The 15,476-nt window shown below is 37.1% G+C and carries 17 protein-coding genes; 4 read left to right on the top strand and 13 right to left on the bottom strand.

The genetic code is table 11. From position 1 onward, the window contains the following. Nucleotides 1-10 precede the first annotated feature (10 nt). The 6 genes from EM808_RS18280 to EM808_RS18255 all read right to left on the bottom strand — a co-directional run bounded on the left by EM808_RS18280 (nucleotide 11) and on the right by EM808_RS18255 (nucleotide 6,295). Entirely contained in the window at nucleotides 11-1,633 is a 1,623-nt protein-coding gene (locus tag EM808_RS18280; RefSeq protein WP_127739647.1) for an OPT/YSL family transporter, read from the bottom strand. 61 nt (nucleotides 1,634-1,694) lie between these two features. Next, nucleotides 1,695-2,366: an aspartate/glutamate racemase family protein gene (locus EM808_RS18275; RefSeq protein WP_127739646.1), complete on the bottom strand. Its 672-nt coding sequence runs from the start codon at nucleotides 2,364-2,366 to the stop codon at nucleotides 1,695-1,697. 144 nt (nucleotides 2,367-2,510) lie between these two features. Further along, complete coding sequence (locus EM808_RS18270; protein WP_127739645.1) at nucleotides 2,511-4,031, bottom strand: PucR family transcriptional regulator; 1,521 nt, start codon at nucleotides 4,029-4,031, stop codon at nucleotides 2,511-2,513. A 288-nt stretch (nucleotides 4,032-4,319) separates the two neighbouring features. Further along, entirely contained in the window at nucleotides 4,320-4,928 is a 609-nt protein-coding gene (locus EM808_RS18265; protein ID WP_205685881.1) for an alpha/beta hydrolase, read from the bottom strand. Beyond that, entirely contained in the window at nucleotides 4,925-5,869 is a 945-nt protein-coding gene (locus EM808_RS18260) for a ring-cleaving dioxygenase (RefSeq protein ID WP_127739643.1), read from the bottom strand. Before EM808_RS18260 ends, EM808_RS18265 begins: the two co-directional genes overlap by 4 nt. 207 nt (nucleotides 5,870-6,076) lie before the next feature. Next, nucleotides 6,077-6,295: a hypothetical protein gene (locus EM808_RS18255; RefSeq protein WP_127739642.1), complete on the bottom strand. Its 219-nt coding sequence runs from the start codon at nucleotides 6,293-6,295 to the stop codon at nucleotides 6,077-6,079. A gap of 172 nt (nucleotides 6,296-6,467) precedes the next feature. Here EM808_RS18255 and EM808_RS18250 point away from each other — a divergent pair, with 172 nt between their 5' ends. Then, on the top strand, nucleotides 6,468-7,142 hold the full coding sequence (locus EM808_RS18250) for a response regulator transcription factor (protein WP_127739641.1): 675 nt from the start codon (nucleotides 6,468-6,470) through the stop codon (nucleotides 7,140-7,142). Beyond that, nucleotides 7,139-8,176, top strand: coding sequence for a HAMP domain-containing sensor histidine kinase (locus EM808_RS18245; protein ID WP_127739640.1), 1,038 nt, complete (start codon nucleotides 7,139-7,141; stop codon nucleotides 8,174-8,176). Before EM808_RS18250 ends, EM808_RS18245 begins: the two co-directional genes overlap by 4 nt. Nucleotides 8,177-8,220: 44 nt before the next feature. On the opposite strand, the gene EM808_RS18240 is transcribed toward EM808_RS18245, so the two are convergent. Both EM808_RS18240 and EM808_RS18235 read right to left on the bottom strand, forming a co-directional pair. Beyond that, nucleotides 8,221-8,343 (bottom strand): FbpB family small basic protein, encoded by a 123-nt coding sequence (locus EM808_RS18240; protein WP_127739639.1) that lies wholly within the window; start codon nucleotides 8,341-8,343, stop codon nucleotides 8,221-8,223. Then, on the bottom strand, nucleotides 8,340-8,501 hold the full coding sequence (locus EM808_RS18235; RefSeq protein WP_285849345.1) for a Fur-regulated basic protein FbpA: 162 nt from the start codon (nucleotides 8,499-8,501) through the stop codon (nucleotides 8,340-8,342). Before EM808_RS18235 ends, EM808_RS18240 begins: the two co-directional genes overlap by 4 nt. 408 nt (nucleotides 8,502-8,909) lie before the next feature. Here EM808_RS18235 and EM808_RS18230 point away from each other — a divergent pair, with 408 nt between their 5' ends. Beyond that, nucleotides 8,910-9,227: a winged helix-turn-helix transcriptional regulator gene (locus EM808_RS18230; RefSeq protein WP_127739637.1), complete on the top strand. Its 318-nt coding sequence runs from the start codon at nucleotides 8,910-8,912 to the stop codon at nucleotides 9,225-9,227. A 58-nt stretch (nucleotides 9,228-9,285) separates the two neighbouring features. Next, nucleotides 9,286-9,921, top strand: coding sequence for an FMN-dependent NADH-azoreductase (locus EM808_RS18225; protein WP_127739636.1), 636 nt, complete (start codon nucleotides 9,286-9,288; stop codon nucleotides 9,919-9,921). Between the two features lie 52 nt (nucleotides 9,922-9,973). On the opposite strand, the gene aroQ is transcribed toward EM808_RS18225, so the two are convergent. From aroQ to EM808_RS18200, 5 genes are all read right to left on the bottom strand, one after another. Further along, nucleotides 9,974-10,417 carry a type II 3-dehydroquinate dehydratase gene (gene aroQ, locus EM808_RS18220; RefSeq protein WP_127739635.1) on the bottom strand — a complete coding sequence of 148 codons (444 nt, stop codon included), beginning with the start codon at nucleotides 10,415-10,417 and terminating at the stop codon, nucleotides 9,974-9,976. Between the two features lie 25 nt (nucleotides 10,418-10,442). After that, complete coding sequence (gene aroE, locus EM808_RS18215) at nucleotides 10,443-11,342, bottom strand: shikimate dehydrogenase (protein WP_127739634.1); 900 nt, start codon at nucleotides 11,340-11,342, stop codon at nucleotides 10,443-10,445. A gap of 47 nt (nucleotides 11,343-11,389) precedes the next feature. Beyond that, nucleotides 11,390-12,568, bottom strand: a complete 1,179-nt coding sequence (locus tag EM808_RS18210; RefSeq protein ID WP_127739633.1) for an MFS transporter — start codon at nucleotides 12,566-12,568, stop codon at nucleotides 11,390-11,392. Between the two features lie 42 nt (nucleotides 12,569-12,610). Further along, the gene (locus EM808_RS18205; protein ID WP_127739632.1) at nucleotides 12,611-13,813 is read right to left on the bottom strand and encodes an MFS transporter; all 1,203 of its coding nucleotides are present in this window, start codon (nucleotides 13,811-13,813) and stop codon (nucleotides 12,611-12,613) included. Between the two features lie 521 nt (nucleotides 13,814-14,334). Beyond that, on the bottom strand, nucleotides 14,335-15,360 hold the full coding sequence (locus EM808_RS18200) for a LacI family DNA-binding transcriptional regulator (protein ID WP_127739631.1): 1,026 nt from the start codon (nucleotides 15,358-15,360) through the stop codon (nucleotides 14,335-14,337). Nucleotides 15,361-15,476: the final 116 nt, after the last annotated feature.

Genomic DNA, 15,476 nt, shown 5'->3' with positions numbered 1-15,476 from the left:
TGTACTCACCTCATTTTCCTAACTTAAATACTGAACTGAAGAAGCTGTAAATTGCGTCACCTGCGATAAATCCTGCTGCAAGAATACTCATCGATGCATCCGCTTCTTTTCCTTTTGCTTTTCTCCAAATAACGCGGATAATAATCCCTGCTAATACAGCAAAGCCTGCATATGGTGTTGTAATAAGTAAGCCAGTCGCAAATAAAATTCCTAATTGTCTGCTTGGACCACCAATTAATTGCAGGATAGCTCCTGGTATTGCCCATATTAATAATTGTTTAGCCACTTCAAGTGATGTGCCTGCTTGGATAGTAGAAACATATACAGCATCAACTGGCGGCACTAAATTTTGTGCGAAATAACCTTTATAAGTGAAAACAACGGTTAGAAGAGCAATCCCAAAGGCTATCATTGCCGTAATATACTGCTGCTCTCTGCCTTTCTTTTCGTACTCTCTGTCCTTGCCATGCCCTCTTAAAATATGGCCTGCTTTAAAGTCATAACCCATATCAGCAAATGCTGGACCTGTCGCTGCACTAAATCCTGCAAGTAATGCAAGTGCAACTGGCGGGAAGCCAATCATCATTCCAATTAGTAAGGTAATAAAGGCAACAGCAAACGCTGGAAACCACCCAGAATGCATTGCTGCAATTCCTACGATTAATTCATGAACAAATGCTGCAAATGCTGCAAAAAATAAGAAGCCGATAAACATGCCTGGTGACATGTCTGTCACAATCCCTCCTGTGATTGCAATAATTAGAGCTACAACGACATATGCTAAAAAGCCTAAGCCTAACGCTCTTTTCGCTTCCTTTATCGGACGAGTATATTGCGAATCATCTGACAATTCTATTGATGCTGCTACTTCTGGATTACTAGATTTCTTTGATGGTTTTTCTTTCGAAAAGATCAGAATGGATACTTGCACTAATGCTACTAAGCCTGAACCAATCATAAGGCCATGTGGAATATATAATGCATTGACATCAACACCAAAGAAAGGAATGGAATATTGGCGGAACAACAGACCGATACCGAACATTGTTAATGCCCAAATATTACCGATAAATGCTACACCGAATGCCGACATTGGAATATGAAGGAATGCACCTATTATTCCAATTCCTGTACCTACACCTAGAAGTCCAGCTCTTTTTCCACCTTTATCACCAGCAAGGATTGCTTCCGCAGTCGCTGCACCAGGTGCCCATGTTCCTTTTGCTGGGAAAAGCTTTGAATCGAATAGTTTATATAGCACAGCTGCATCAACAAACATTGCTAAGGCCGCCCCAATAAGCATTGGAATAATTAACTCTGTATTACCCATCAAAAACGGTATACCAATTGGGATAAGCAAGCTGTTGGCTGCACCAAAGGTTGCGGATGAGATGGAAGTTTGCACTAAATTTTGACGATGAATAGACTTATATTTTTTAAAGATTGTAATCGGAATTCTAGCAATAAGCATGGCAATAAGTGCACCAATTATAGATGTATTTGGAGTTACTCCAAGTGTTGTGATTATTTGCATACCAATGATGGCACCAAAAATAGCTGTTACAGTTGTTAAAATAAGTGCAACTGGTTCAAAAATTCGTGGATGTTTTGGTTCATTATGATTGTTTTTCACTTAAATCCTCCTAAGTTACCGAAAATGTTCTTTCTATTACGTTGTTAAGGCATAATGTAAATTACAAGAATCCTGCTTGAGATGAAACAGATGGAACTGACTTTTTCAATAAATAAGAGGCAAACAAGCCTTCTGCTTCAACTGCATCAATCACTGGTATATTTAACCTTTCTCTCAATACTGCAGCAAGTCCGATTGTCGAAAAGCCTGTGCATGCAAATACAATAGCTTCAGCACCGAGACTTATAAGATGCTCTGCCGCTTCAATGCCACTTCGTTTTCCTTGAGCTGTTAATAAATCAGTCGTATTTGTCACGCCATCAGGTCTTTTATAACCAACTAGCAATGAACTCAGTAAATCCTCCACTACTGCAGGAGCATTATCAGTAATGCCCATTACCCCAACCGGTTTACCTATAGATAAAGCGGTAAGTGCAGAAGCACTTCCTGCTCCAATTACTGGAATTGATACTGCTTTTCGAAGCTCTTCAATAGCTGGGTCTGCAGCACAGCTAATTACCAGCACCTTTGAGCCTTCCCTTTCTAGCTCTTTGCCCAATTCCACAATTTTGGGAATTGCTTGTGCTTCTGTTTCTTCATTAAATATTCCAAGGGGCTGATCTTGTATACATTTGCTCACTGTAGGTATATTACTAGTATTTGTGATTACCTTTCCGTGTTGATTTAATATCTCTTTATTATCGGTCGTAAATACACGAATAACTCCTATCATGACAATCACCTCTTCATCTTGTTCCTCTTAATTAATTGAATATAAAGAATTATTATAATTTTAAGTATTTAATTCATCTTTTACAATGTTCCCATAAACCAAAAATAAATAAAGCTCGTTGTGCTCCGAGCACAACGAGCTTTTTCAATTTGGATTTTTAAACAAATAATAAAAAATGCATAAATAGTAAACAAATTTCTCTCGAAAGCTTGCTATTTTAATGTTTGCGACCTTTTCTATCTTATCCATCCGGTATTTAACAGAATTGCGATGGATATACAAAAGGTTAGCAGTTTCCACTAAACTTCCATCTGTTGTTAAATAATAGAATAAGGTTTTAACTAGATCTGTATCATTTTCCTTATCATATTGACAAAGCTTGCCAATGTTCTTTTCTACTACTTCATCCATATTTACATAATCAGAGGCATCCAGCAATAAATTAAAAGCTTCCATTTCTTCATATGTGAAGAGATGCTGTTTTAAATCTAAGCTGGAACCAAGTAGTATAGCTTTTCGAGCTTGAATGAAGCTGTGCTGTACCTCCCACAAGGCTGCTTCGGTTCCAACACCAATCCTTATCTCTTTAAACTCAGTAAGAATCGGAGTAAATAATTCCTTCCACTTTTCCGCAGTCCCATCTTTCGCTTGAAAAGAAAACAACAGCACTATTCTGTTTGCTTGCATATGAATATGCATGCACGACTTTTTGAAATACAAGGAAAAATGCCGCTTTAACACAGTCTCCATTTTCTGAAACAAAGCATGATTTTCTTCCAATTCTGCTTTATTTTCCAAAACTATAATTCTCCACGAAATATCAGGGTTTAAGCCTAGTTGCCTTCCTTTGTTCATTACTTCTTGCTTGGTAAGCGGCAGCCCAGTTAGCAGCTCTTCAATAAAACTTCCTCTGAGCTTTCTTTCTGTATCAATCGCTGTTTTTCTTCGCATTAGTTCTAACGCAAACACCAATCTAGCTTGTTCTACACATACCATATCTAAGTCGTCGAGATTGTCTCTTTCAATATAAAGCTTACCGACAATTTGTTTATCCACAGTAATTTCCCAGCACCTAATGTCAGCGAAAGGAGAGCTGCTATCTCCTTGCGGGGCAGACACAATCGTATTCCCTTTTCTGTCTAGCAGCCAAATCGGCGATTTTAATAATCCGGACACATTATCTGCTACAGTTTGTATCCCACTGTTTTCTAGTACTAACGTTGTTAGTTTCTTATATAATTCTTCTGACCTTCTCAGCAAGTAGGTTTGTTTATCAATTAACAGCTCCATTACAGCATTCGTAATATCAATATATGGTATCTCTGTTGGAAGCTCAATGATAGGTAGGTTGAAGTCATTGCTTATCTGCAGCATCTCCTCCGGCAAATCCCGCAAATATCTTTCTCGTTTTATCGCTAATGCAGCAGCATCCGCTTGAGCTAAATGCTGCACTAAGTTTGACAGCAGCTTTGTGTCGTGACGTATAGCATAAGCAGTGGTCAGCAAGAGCTCTCCCTCTCTCAACCAACCCTTTATATCAGGCACTTCCATAATGTCGAGATAACGAACCATTCTGTTTAAGCCCTTTTCACCGCTTATTACCTTCGCATCCTTTAAGACCGGCAGACGAAGCAACTCATTGATTGTTATTCCTACTGAGTTCATATATGTCACCTATTCTATTTATTGAATTTTAGAAATATTATAGCAGAAAACTATGTTTTATGTATAACCGGGTAAGTAATATATTCACTTCATTAATAGAGAGTATGGCTTGTAATTTGAGTCCGTTTCATTGCGCTGCACCCACTCGCTTTCCGCGGGGAGGAAGATGAGCCTCCGCTCCATTCCACTAATATTTCCTGAATATTGTATCAAAACCCAAAACAGCAAAATAAAAAAAAGAACTATCAATCAAAATGATTAGATAGTTCGGTTTCAACATTCTACTTCTTAAAATACTTTCTTATACCACTCCGATGCTGCTTCTACTTCTGTTGGGGTAAGGGAATGTCCGCGGTTTTCCCAGTGGATTTCAACATTCGCATTTGCATTTTGCAATAATGATTCAAGCTCTCCAGATTCCAGCGGCGAGCAGATTGGATCATTTGTGCCCGCAGTTATGAATACAGATTTTCCTGCTAAGTCAGGCAGGTCTATTCCTCTTCTTGGAACCATCGGATGGTGCAGGATAGCGCCTTTTAATGCATCTTTATTATGAAATAATAAGCTTGCGGCAATATTCGCTCCATTTGAGTAGCCAATTGCTACTATATTATGGCGGTCGAATTCATATTTTGCTGCAGCTTCATCTAAAAAGCTGTTCAATTCACTTGTTCTAGCAACCAAATCCTCCTCATCAAAAACACCCTCTGCTAATCTGCGGAAAAATCTTGGCATACCGTTTTCTAACACATTACCACGAACACTTAAAACAGAAGCCTGATCATCTATTATGCCTGCAAGCGGCAGTAAATCTAATTCTGTTCCGCCCGTACCATGAAGCAGCAATAATGTTGGTCTTTGAGAATCTGTACCTTTATTAAATATATGTTTCATTATTTTTCTCCTCCTATTGAACGCACTTCTACTTTCGGTAATGCTTCTTCTAATTCTTCTCTTTTTGACTCCAACCAGTCTGGGAGCATAAGCTTGTTTCCAAGCTCTTCTAAAGGCTCATCAGCAGTAAAGCCTGGCGGGTTTGTTGCTATTTCAAACAGGATTCCGCCTTCCTCGTGAAAATACACGGCCTTAAAGTAATTGCGGTCACGTATCTCTGTTGGATAATAGCCTTTCTCCTGCAGCAATGCGCGCCATTTATGCAATTCTTCCTCATCTTCAGCTCTCCATGCAATATGATGGACTGTGCCAGCACCCATCAAGCCGCGGTTGGATGGGTTAAGCTGAATATCAATGATATTTCCTAGGTCCCCTCTAGATCTGAAGCGGATAATTTCATCCTGTTGCCCGACAAAATCCAGCCCTAATATTTCTTCGAGCACTTCCTTTGTTTTATGTGGCCGTGCAGAATACAATACGGCTCCGCCAAAGCCTTTTATTGCATGCTCTGCCGTTATTTCGGCTGTGCTCCATGTGTTTATAGGACCTTCACTTCTTTCTACAAGCTCTAATTGCAGTCCATCTGGATCACTGAACTTGATTGTCTTCTCACCGAAACGCACGAATGATGTTAACTCTATTCCGTATTTCCTTAATCGACTTTCCCAAAATGCGGCTGAACCGATTGGAATAACATATTTAGTTACTCCGACTTGCCCTGTGCCGACTCTTCCCTTCAGCTGCTTTTCCCACGGAAAAAAGGTAATGACAGTGCCAGGATCTCCTGTTTCATTGCCGAAATATAAATGGTAAACCTCAGGTCGGTCAAAATTAACCGTCTTTTTTATCAGCCTTAACCCAAGTACGCCTGCATAAAAATCAATATTGCGCTGTGCATCATTAACCATTGCTGTAATGTGATGAATACCTAATGTTTTCGTCATTTCTTTCCCTTCTTTCCGTGTTTTGAACAGACATCTTCTTTATCAATATCTCGAATTCGAGATATTTATCCAAAAAAAAATTTTATTACTATTAATTAAAATATCTTGAATACAAGATAATAATAATAATTGATAAGCATATGAATGTCAATAACAAATAAGAAAAAAGAAAAAGGAGCATTCTTATTGTTGTTACATCAATAAGAATCACTCCCTTAATGTTAATGGAATAATTTCAGCAATACTCATGAAATAACCGCTGCGAAATCCCCAAACATCATCATTGCCAATAAAATGATAATTCAGCTTCTTTAATAGCTCTTCTGTCCCTGCTTTTGATTCTGATAGGCTAAGCTTATATTCTTCAATTAACCGCTCCTGTTCTCCCCTTATTTCGTAATTGGTGAATAATATAGTATAAGACACTCAAATTTCCCCCTGTAATATAAACAATAAGTTATTTTCTTTTACTGTGACTCCAATATAGCCTTGCAAAGTAAACTCAATATAAACATTGTGTAGGAAATAATTGATTTTCAGTTTACATTTCAACGCTAAAATTTTTTATGTCATAATAGTTATATGGAGGAGCTCATTTATGTTTAAAATATTAGTGGTTGAAGATGATGTGAATACTAGAAAGCTAATGTGTGCTGTATTAAAGCAGTATGGCTTCGATGCTTATGCTGCAGAGGATGGCATCTCTGCACTTCACTTTATGGATAGTCAGCATGTTGATTTAGTAGTGCTTGATTTGATGATGCCAAATATGGACGGTTATGAATTAACAAGACAGCTCCGGTCCTCATGGGAGCATCTGCCTATTTTAATGGTAACAGCAAAGCAGGAACCAAACGATAAAAAACAAGGGTTCCTTGCTGGTACAGATGATTATATGACAAAGCCTGTAGATGAAGAGGAAATGGTACTGCGTATTAAAGCGTTGCTTCGCAGAGCTCAAATTGCAAGTGAGCATAAACTGACAGTTGGTAAATCTGTCTTAGATTATGATGCATTGACTGTTTCAAACAAAGATACTGTGATTGCATTGCCTCCAAAGGAATTTTATCTTTTGTTTAAGCTGCTTTCCTATCCGAACATGATTTTTACACGCATGCAGCTGATGGACGAAATTTGGGGACTCGAATCAGAAACAAATGACCGTACATTAAATGTCCATATTAATCGATTACGGGACAGGTTTAAAGATTGGTCTGACTTTGACATCGTGACTGTCAGAGGTCTTGGCTACAAGGCTGTGAAAAGAGCATGAGGGAGTTCTTCCAAAAAAGGTTAAGCCTTGCCATAACATTAGTTATTTTTGTATTTTTTGTGTTTGTGGCAACATTTATTATTGCACTAGCTATTACTATATTTTTAAACTATATAGGTTATGTAAAACATAGTGATATGACAAAAGCCCTCCCCTTCTTTGGCTTTGTCGGCTTTTGCATATTGCTTGGTACTTCGCTGACGGCTTTTCTCAGTAAAAAAGCTTTAAATCCGATACGAACCGTTATTGATGCAACACATAAGGTTGCAGATGGCGATTTTTCAGTAAAGGTTAATATAAAGGGCATTGGCGAATTGGAGGAGCTGTCGCAAAGCTTTAATAAGATGACCTATGAGCTTTCCAGTATTGAGACATTAAGAAGTGATTTCGTTAATAATTTCTCTCATGAATTTAAAACACCGATCGTTTCAATCCGGGGATTTGCTAAGCTCTTAAAGGAAAATAATTTGACAGAGGAAGAACGGCAAGAGTATCTTCATATCATCATGACAGAATCAGAGCGTCTTGCTGCTCTGTCTACAAATGTACTTGCCTTATCAAAATATGAGCACTTAGAAATCATTTCTGATAAGATGCCGTTTAGACTAGATGAACAAATCAGAAAAACAATTGTTCTCATGGAGCCAAAGTGGTCAGCAAAAGATATCACTGTAAATGTGGAATTGGACAATGTCACCTTCAGCGGCAATGAAGATTTAACACAACAAATATGGGTTAATTTGATTGATAATGCCATTAAATTTTCCCATAACGGCAGCGCAATTCATATCAGTCTTAGTAATAAGACTGAGCAAATTGAATTCGCCATTCAAGATGACGGCATCGGGATGGACAGCCAGACAAAAGCTCGTCTTTTTGATAAATTTTATCAAGGAGATATCTCTCATGCAAAACAAGGAAACGGGTTAGGACTTCCCCTTGTCAAACGAATTGTCCAGCTGTGCAGTGGGACCATTTATGTAGAAAGTGCAAAGGATGAAGGCAGTAAGTTCACCATCATCCTTCCAAAATAAGATGAATGAAAGCCGATAATTGAGAAATCAATTATCGGCTTTTATCATTTTTGCGGCTGCAAATGTTTATCGTCTATCTTCTTATATATTTGTTCAACAGACTTTTGGTCATCTAAAATAATTTTCTTGTTCTCACTAACTAATTCTTTAAAGGTCTTTTTCCTCACAGCCTTTTCCCCCTAATATGTAAGTAATACTCACTTTCTAATTCACTAATACTTAGCTCATATAACTGGACATTTTCTTTTTTATATATACCGATGCTTAACAGCTGATCTATTATAAACGCTTTTCTTACTTCTACTGCATTACTCCATATAGACAAAGGAATCATCTCCCTAATTGATAATAATTTTCATTCTCATTAATATCTTACTGGATAGAATGGAAAAATTCAACTTTTTCACTAAGGATTTCTTTATATAACGGTTATTTTACTTTCAGCTAAATATCATTATTGATTTTTGATTTTCATAACCAAACAAAGATTATGAGGAATTGTACAAGATCCGCTTTTATAGTAATGAAAAGGCTGCTTCTTTTTTAGTATCACTGGGAACTGGTCTCCATGAAATAGGTTGAAATCCCCCTTTTTCCCTGCTATTTTTACTTTTATTAATTACTATAATGCTAATTTGTTAAACTTCTCACAAATTTAATTTATAATATACCTATAATAACGAATAATAAAAGAACGAATAAATTTATAATTTGTCTTGAAGGAGATTTATGAATGAACGATCAGCATCAATTAGGTCCTAAAGTGGAAAGAAGCTTTGAGCTTATTGGGAAAAGATGGACGGGCTTAATTATTTATGTTTTGTTAAGCGGACCAAAGCGCTTTAGTGAGATACACAAAATCATTCCTGATTTAAGCAAACGAATGCTTACAGAACGAATGAAAGAGTTAGAGGATCACGGGATCGTAATCCGGCAAATTGTCAAAGAAAGACCCGTTCGCGCCGAATACTTATTGACAGAAAAAGGAATGGAATTAGGGAAAATACTTGGTCCGCTAAGCCAATGGGGTGAAAGCTGGATGAGTGACTAGTTGAAATCTCTGCTGCACGTTAAGTAACCGTATCTAAAAGACGACAAAGGAGCTATTAATGGCTAATATACTATATATCACAGCAAACCCCTATGATGAGACAACATCATATAGTATGGCAGTGGGACGAGAATTTATTGAAACATATAAAAAATTAAATCCCGAGGATAATATTGTTCATCTTGACTTGTATGAGGCAGAAATACCTTATTTAGATAGAGATGTATTTAACGGCTGGGAAAAGCTTAAAGCAGGCACCCCTTTTGAAAAGCTGTCGCATTCTGAAAGATTAAAAACAGGACGGCTTGCAGAATTAGGAGGACAGTTCTTATTGGCAGACAAATATGTATTTGTAAATCCTATGTGGAACTTCTCAATTCCTGCTGTCATGAAGACATATATTGATGCCGTGACTGTCTCTGGAAAAACATTTAAATACACAAAGGAAGGTTCCGTTGGGCTATTAAAAGGGAAAAAAGCCTTCCATATTCAATCAAGCGGTGATATTTATTCATATGGATCTGAAGCTAAAAATGAAATGAGCAATCGATATTTAGAGGTTATGATGAATTTCTTCGAAGTGTCTTCATTTGAAAGTATTATTATTGAAGGCCAACAAAGATTTCCAGAAAAAGCGGAGGAAATTAAAGCAAAGGCGCTTTTCCAGGCACAAGAGGCAGCTGCTAAATTTTAATAAGCATGATAAAAGGCCAGACATCAAATATCTGGCCTTTCCTCTATATATTTTATTTTTGACTTGCTGCGACTGCTGCACGAATGCCAAGCAAGTAGCTTTCTTCACCGAATCCAGAAATTTGACCTGTTGCAATGTCTGCAAACACGGATGTATGACGGAATTCTTCACGTGAATGAATGTTAGACATGTGAATTTCCACTACAGGTACAGTCAAGATAGCTAATGCATCTCTAATCGCATAGCTGTAATGTGTCCATGCTCCTGCGTTTAAGACTACACCATCTATGCCATTTAGGAATGCTTCGTGAATCTTTTCGACCATTTCCCCTTCATGGTTTGTTTGATATGCTTCCACTTCGATTTGCAGTTCGTTTGCTAAAGCTTGAATATTACTGTTGATTTCTTCCAAAGTAATTGTTCCATATTGCTTCGGATCACGTTTACCGAACATATTATGATTGACACCATGTAACATAAGGAATTTTTTGCTCATTGCTTCTCTCTCCCATCTAAATATTTTATTGATTGTCGCCGAATAATATTTCCTTAACTCGCTCAACAGGCATATCAACACCTGTAAACAGCTTAAATCCTAAAGCTCCTTGCCATAACATCATTCCTAAACCGTTAATTGCTGTTGCACCAGCCTCTTCTGCCTGTGCCAACAATTTAGATTTTTGCGGGTTGTAAACAACATCTGTTACGACTAAGTCCTTACGAAGCACGTCCAACGCATCGTCAATAATACTTAAATGATCGAGCGGCTTCATTCCTAGGCTTGTACCATTAGCAAGTATTGCACTTTCTGCTACTTCACGACGGAACGCTTCTTTATCTTCTAATGGAAACAGATTAGCTTTTACACCGAATTGCTTCATTTCCTTATTAATATAATCTACGTTTTCCTCAGCTTGAACGAAGAACGCATCATTTCGAGCGAAAATGCTGATTTCTTTTATACCTGATTGCACTAACTGGATTGCGATTGGTGTCGCAGCACCGCCAGATCCAACAAGTGTTACTTTTTTGCCTTCAAGTGTTACTCCATGTTCCAATAAGTTCTTCACATATCCTTGTCCATCTGTATTGTAGCCTATTAATTTACCGTCGCGGTTCACTACTGTGTTGCTGGCACGAGCATATTTTGCAGAATCATCTAGTTCATCCAAGTACTCTAACACCTTCATTTTGTTTGGCATAGAAACATTGAAGCCTGCTGCTCCTGCTGCTTTTAAGCCTTTAACTGTTGCTTCTAGCTCATCATTGCCAACTTCAAATGCAAGATAAGCATAGTTTAGCCCTGTTAAAGTGTAGGCAAGATTATGCATGCGTGGTGATAAGCTATGACCGATAGGTGTTGCAAGCAATCCTACTAATTTTGTTTTTCCATCGATATTTTTTTCATGTACGTTAGACATATAAACAATCTCCCTATTTCATAAATTTGTATTTTTATAATTAACTATTAAGCGAAAATCTTTTTAAATCTGCTTAATACATATACAGCAAGAAGAACACTGATTACCGCGATAACCATATCAAATACTAAAGTCATTGATATGCCAGCAGAACCTACTAAACTACTTGTAATAATTGGAACAAGTATAAAAGATGCACTTGAAGCAATATTTACATATGAGGATGCAGTTGCTTTGTTTTTTGGGAACAGCTTCATCATAATACTTAATGCTAATTGCAGAATTCCTGATGTAAACAGACCCATTAAGAATGTACAAACCAGAACAATTCCATAAGAATTCACCATGAACAGCCCAAGCATGGAGATAAATGCGCCGATTGGATAAACGATCGCCACCATAATTGGTGAGATGAATTTGTCTAATACAACAGCTAGTAACAATACAGATACAAGTGCACCAATACTGAAGTAAGAAAGCAATTGCACCGATTGACTTGAATCAAGACCAATAAATTGTTTACCTAGCTGCGGCAGCCATGTTTGCCAAACTACGAATAGTGCTGTTGATGTAAATCCTAATAAAATAACGGCAATCCCTTCCCCTGCAAACTTTGGCTGAACCTTAAACACCGTTTCAGCGACACCGTCTGCTTTTGTTATATTTTTATGATTTGGGAAAGGCATAAATATCAAGTAAATGCCAGTTAGTAAATATAAAACGCCAAGTCCAAAGAATGTCCAGCCCCAGAAAATATGATTAGCTACTAGGATTGCCATAATAAATGGCAGCAATGTTGCACCGATTGATACAGATGCTTTCACTAATACAGAAGCAGAGCTTGCTTTTTTCGGGAATGATTCGGTTAAGGCCGGATATGTTCCAGAGTCAAGCAGCGAATTGGCAATACCAGCAGATATCGCAAAGATAAATGCTACGACATAATTGGTTGTCGTTGGGACACCAATTAAAAAGACAAGATAAAGGAAATTAGCTGTTATAATGACTGGCTTTCTCCCTAATTTGTCGGAAAGACGCCCAACAAAAAACAAGGCAATCAATTTTCCGATTCCGATCGCTGAAACGAGCAGACTTATTTGTCCAACAGTAACGGCGTATCTTTCTGAAAGATTATCCATATTGGAGGCGATGATAATATTGATCATGCCAAGCATGAAGTAATTCATATACATTCCAAATGATGACTTAATATAAGGATTTTTCATTTTTACACTCCTAAATACAAAAGCTTATTTTCTGATAAGTAATTATTTCTTTAAAATAAAGTCACTTCGCTTATTCCTTTGAGTTACTGATATAAACAAAGCAAGAATTGTGCTTATAAAGGCAATAACCAGGTCTAGCATAAATACGGAGGAAACGCCGATATACTTGATAAACAGTCCTGTAATGAAAGGGATTACAATAAAAGCGATGCTGGCCGCCGCGCTTACATATGAAACACTTACTCCCTTTTTATGAGGAAACAGTTCTATCATAACTGTAACGGTTAATTGAAATATCCCTGACATAAATAACCCAAGACAAAAGGAAATTATAGGAAGTAACGTCGGATTATTATTAATGATTAACAGCAATAATGCAAGGAACGCAAAAGCTGGCAGGATCACTATGGCCGTTATCGGTTTTATCGTTCTCTTTAACAAAACTGCCAGCAATAAAATGGAGATAAGCCCGCCTGTACTGTAAAAGCTCAGCAATCCAATTGATTTCAGCTTGTCTAAATGAAGAACCTCTTGTCCATATGTTGGCAGCCACGTTTGTACGACCGTAAATAAGGAGACAGAGCTAAAGCCTAATAATATAAGGGCAGCACCTTCTCTCCAAAGCTTCGGACCAATCGAGGCTGCACTCTCTGTAATGATGGCGTCTTGTGATGCCTTTTCTTCCTTAAACTTTGGAAAGCTGACCTTCATTAAAAACAACCCATTGAATAGAAACAGCAACGCTGGAACAAAAAATACTAGTCCATAAAACAGTTTTTCTACAACAAAAAAGTTAATCATCATTGGTAGCAAGGATGCCCCAAAGGATATAAATGCTTTTAAAAGTACTGTTGCTGTTCCAGAAGCTTCATCAAAAGCTTCATTAAGTGCAGGGTATGTCCCTGAATCGAGTAAGGAATTACAGATACCTGCAATAAATGCCAACCCCATTGCAATTTGGTAATGGGATGTCAGCGGAATTCCAATTAAGAAAACCATATACAATATGGTTGCTGCCACAACTAATGGTTTTCTGCCGTAACGATCAGAAAATCGTCCTGCAATATTAATGGATAGTAAGTGCCCTACCCCTACGACAGAAATTAATAAGCTAATATCGGTTTTTTCTACATTCAGTTGCTCAGATAAAAAACTCATATTTGAAGCTAAGATAATATTAATCATTCCTAGCAAGAAATAACTCATATATAAACCTAGCGCCATGTTTAAATATTTATGTTTCATGGAATGCTCCTAATTTTCAAGGCTTAAACGCTAACAACCATTACTATTTGTTTTCAACTTGTTTTTATACATAAACCACTGTTTTACAAGCTGACATATTCATTAGATTTTATCCTATTTGGTACATCGTTCTACTAAATAATCATAGGATATATAATCTTCTCCTAATAATATAACTAACCAACTCCTCCTCTTTAGTATATCGTTCTACTAAATTTTAAAAAAATATATCTCCGTCTCTATCAAGTTAAACTTTTTAGTACATCGTTCTACTAAAAATATTTAATTATAGATAATGAAGAATCTATCCAAAATAAATTAGTTATTTTTAGTAACCTCGGTTACTTTACGTACCTATAATAATCCTAAATTTACTTAGAGTCAAGAATTAAATTTCATATTAACAAGATGATAAACTGACAAAACGGGGAAAACATGCATTAGAAAGGGAAATAGAAGATAACAAAGCATAAAAAAAATCTTTATATGAAGATTTTTGCTTTATTATCTCCAGCTTTAAATTATGTTGAGGTTTCTCTTATTACTAGCTCTGGATTTAGTATGATTCTTTGTTGGATGGAATCATCTTGTTCCAATTTATTATATAAAATCGTCGCTGCCTTTATCCCTATCGTTCTTGGGAAAGAAGAGACCGTAGTTAATGGCGGATGATATATTTCTGCTTCAGGAATATTGTCAAAGCCTACAATATCTATGTCTTGTCCAGGTATAATTCCCTGCATGCCTAACCCCTGCAGAACACCAAATGCCACAAGATCACTGAAACAAAAAATAGCTGTTGGAGGATTGGGGTTTTTAAGCACCTCTAAAACGGTTTGTACACCACCTTCACTTGTTGGCAAGCCATCAATAATAAGTGATTTATCCACCGCTACTCCAGCATTATCATGGGCTTTTTGAAATCCCTTCATACGGTCCTTCCATGTAGAGGACATCTTTATGCCGCCAAGAAAGGCAATTCTTGTATGGCCTTTTTTTAATAAATGACTTACAGCAAGATAAGTACCTTTTATGTAATCAATTCCTACATAATCACAATTCACATGCTCCACTTCTCTGTTTGCGAGCACGACCGGCAGTTCAAGGTGATTCAATTGACTTATTGTACTTTTATTGGTTTTTGAAGCAGCATTTATAATTAATCCATCCACTCTATGCTCGACCATCGTTGAAATTAACCGCTCTTGTTTTGAGACAGAATCGAAAGTTGTTCCCAATAATACGGTATAATCCATTTTCTCGAGTGTTTGTTGAACACCTATTAAAAACTCCGAAATAAATTTATTAGAGATATCCGTCACAATAACTCCAATAATTTTAGAGCTTTGTGACCTTAATTTAGCTGCAACTCGGTCGTATACATATCCCAGCTCTTCAATGGAATTTAACACCTTTTGCTTCGTTGCATCTGAAATCCGAGGATGATTGCGAATAACTAATGAAGCCGTCGAAGTCGAGACACCGGCATGCTTAGCAACATCTTGAAGCGTAATCCTCCGTTTTTTTTGTTTCAAAAAAATCACCATCTTATTCTTTTTAAGTTATCTATTATTATAATCGATTATCCAAAATTTGCGTCATTTGTTGTATCAATTTGACTATTTTTAGCTTTAACAGCGTTTTTACATCATTTTATATGGTG

The sequence above is a fragment of the Niallia taxi genome, from assembly GCF_004005475.1.
GTDB classification, from domain to species: domain Bacteria; phylum Bacillota; class Bacilli; order Bacillales; family Cytobacillaceae; genus Niallia; species Niallia taxi.
The sequence above is the reverse complement of the archived record's forward strand: the minus strand, read 5'-3'. Positions and strand labels throughout refer to the sequence as shown.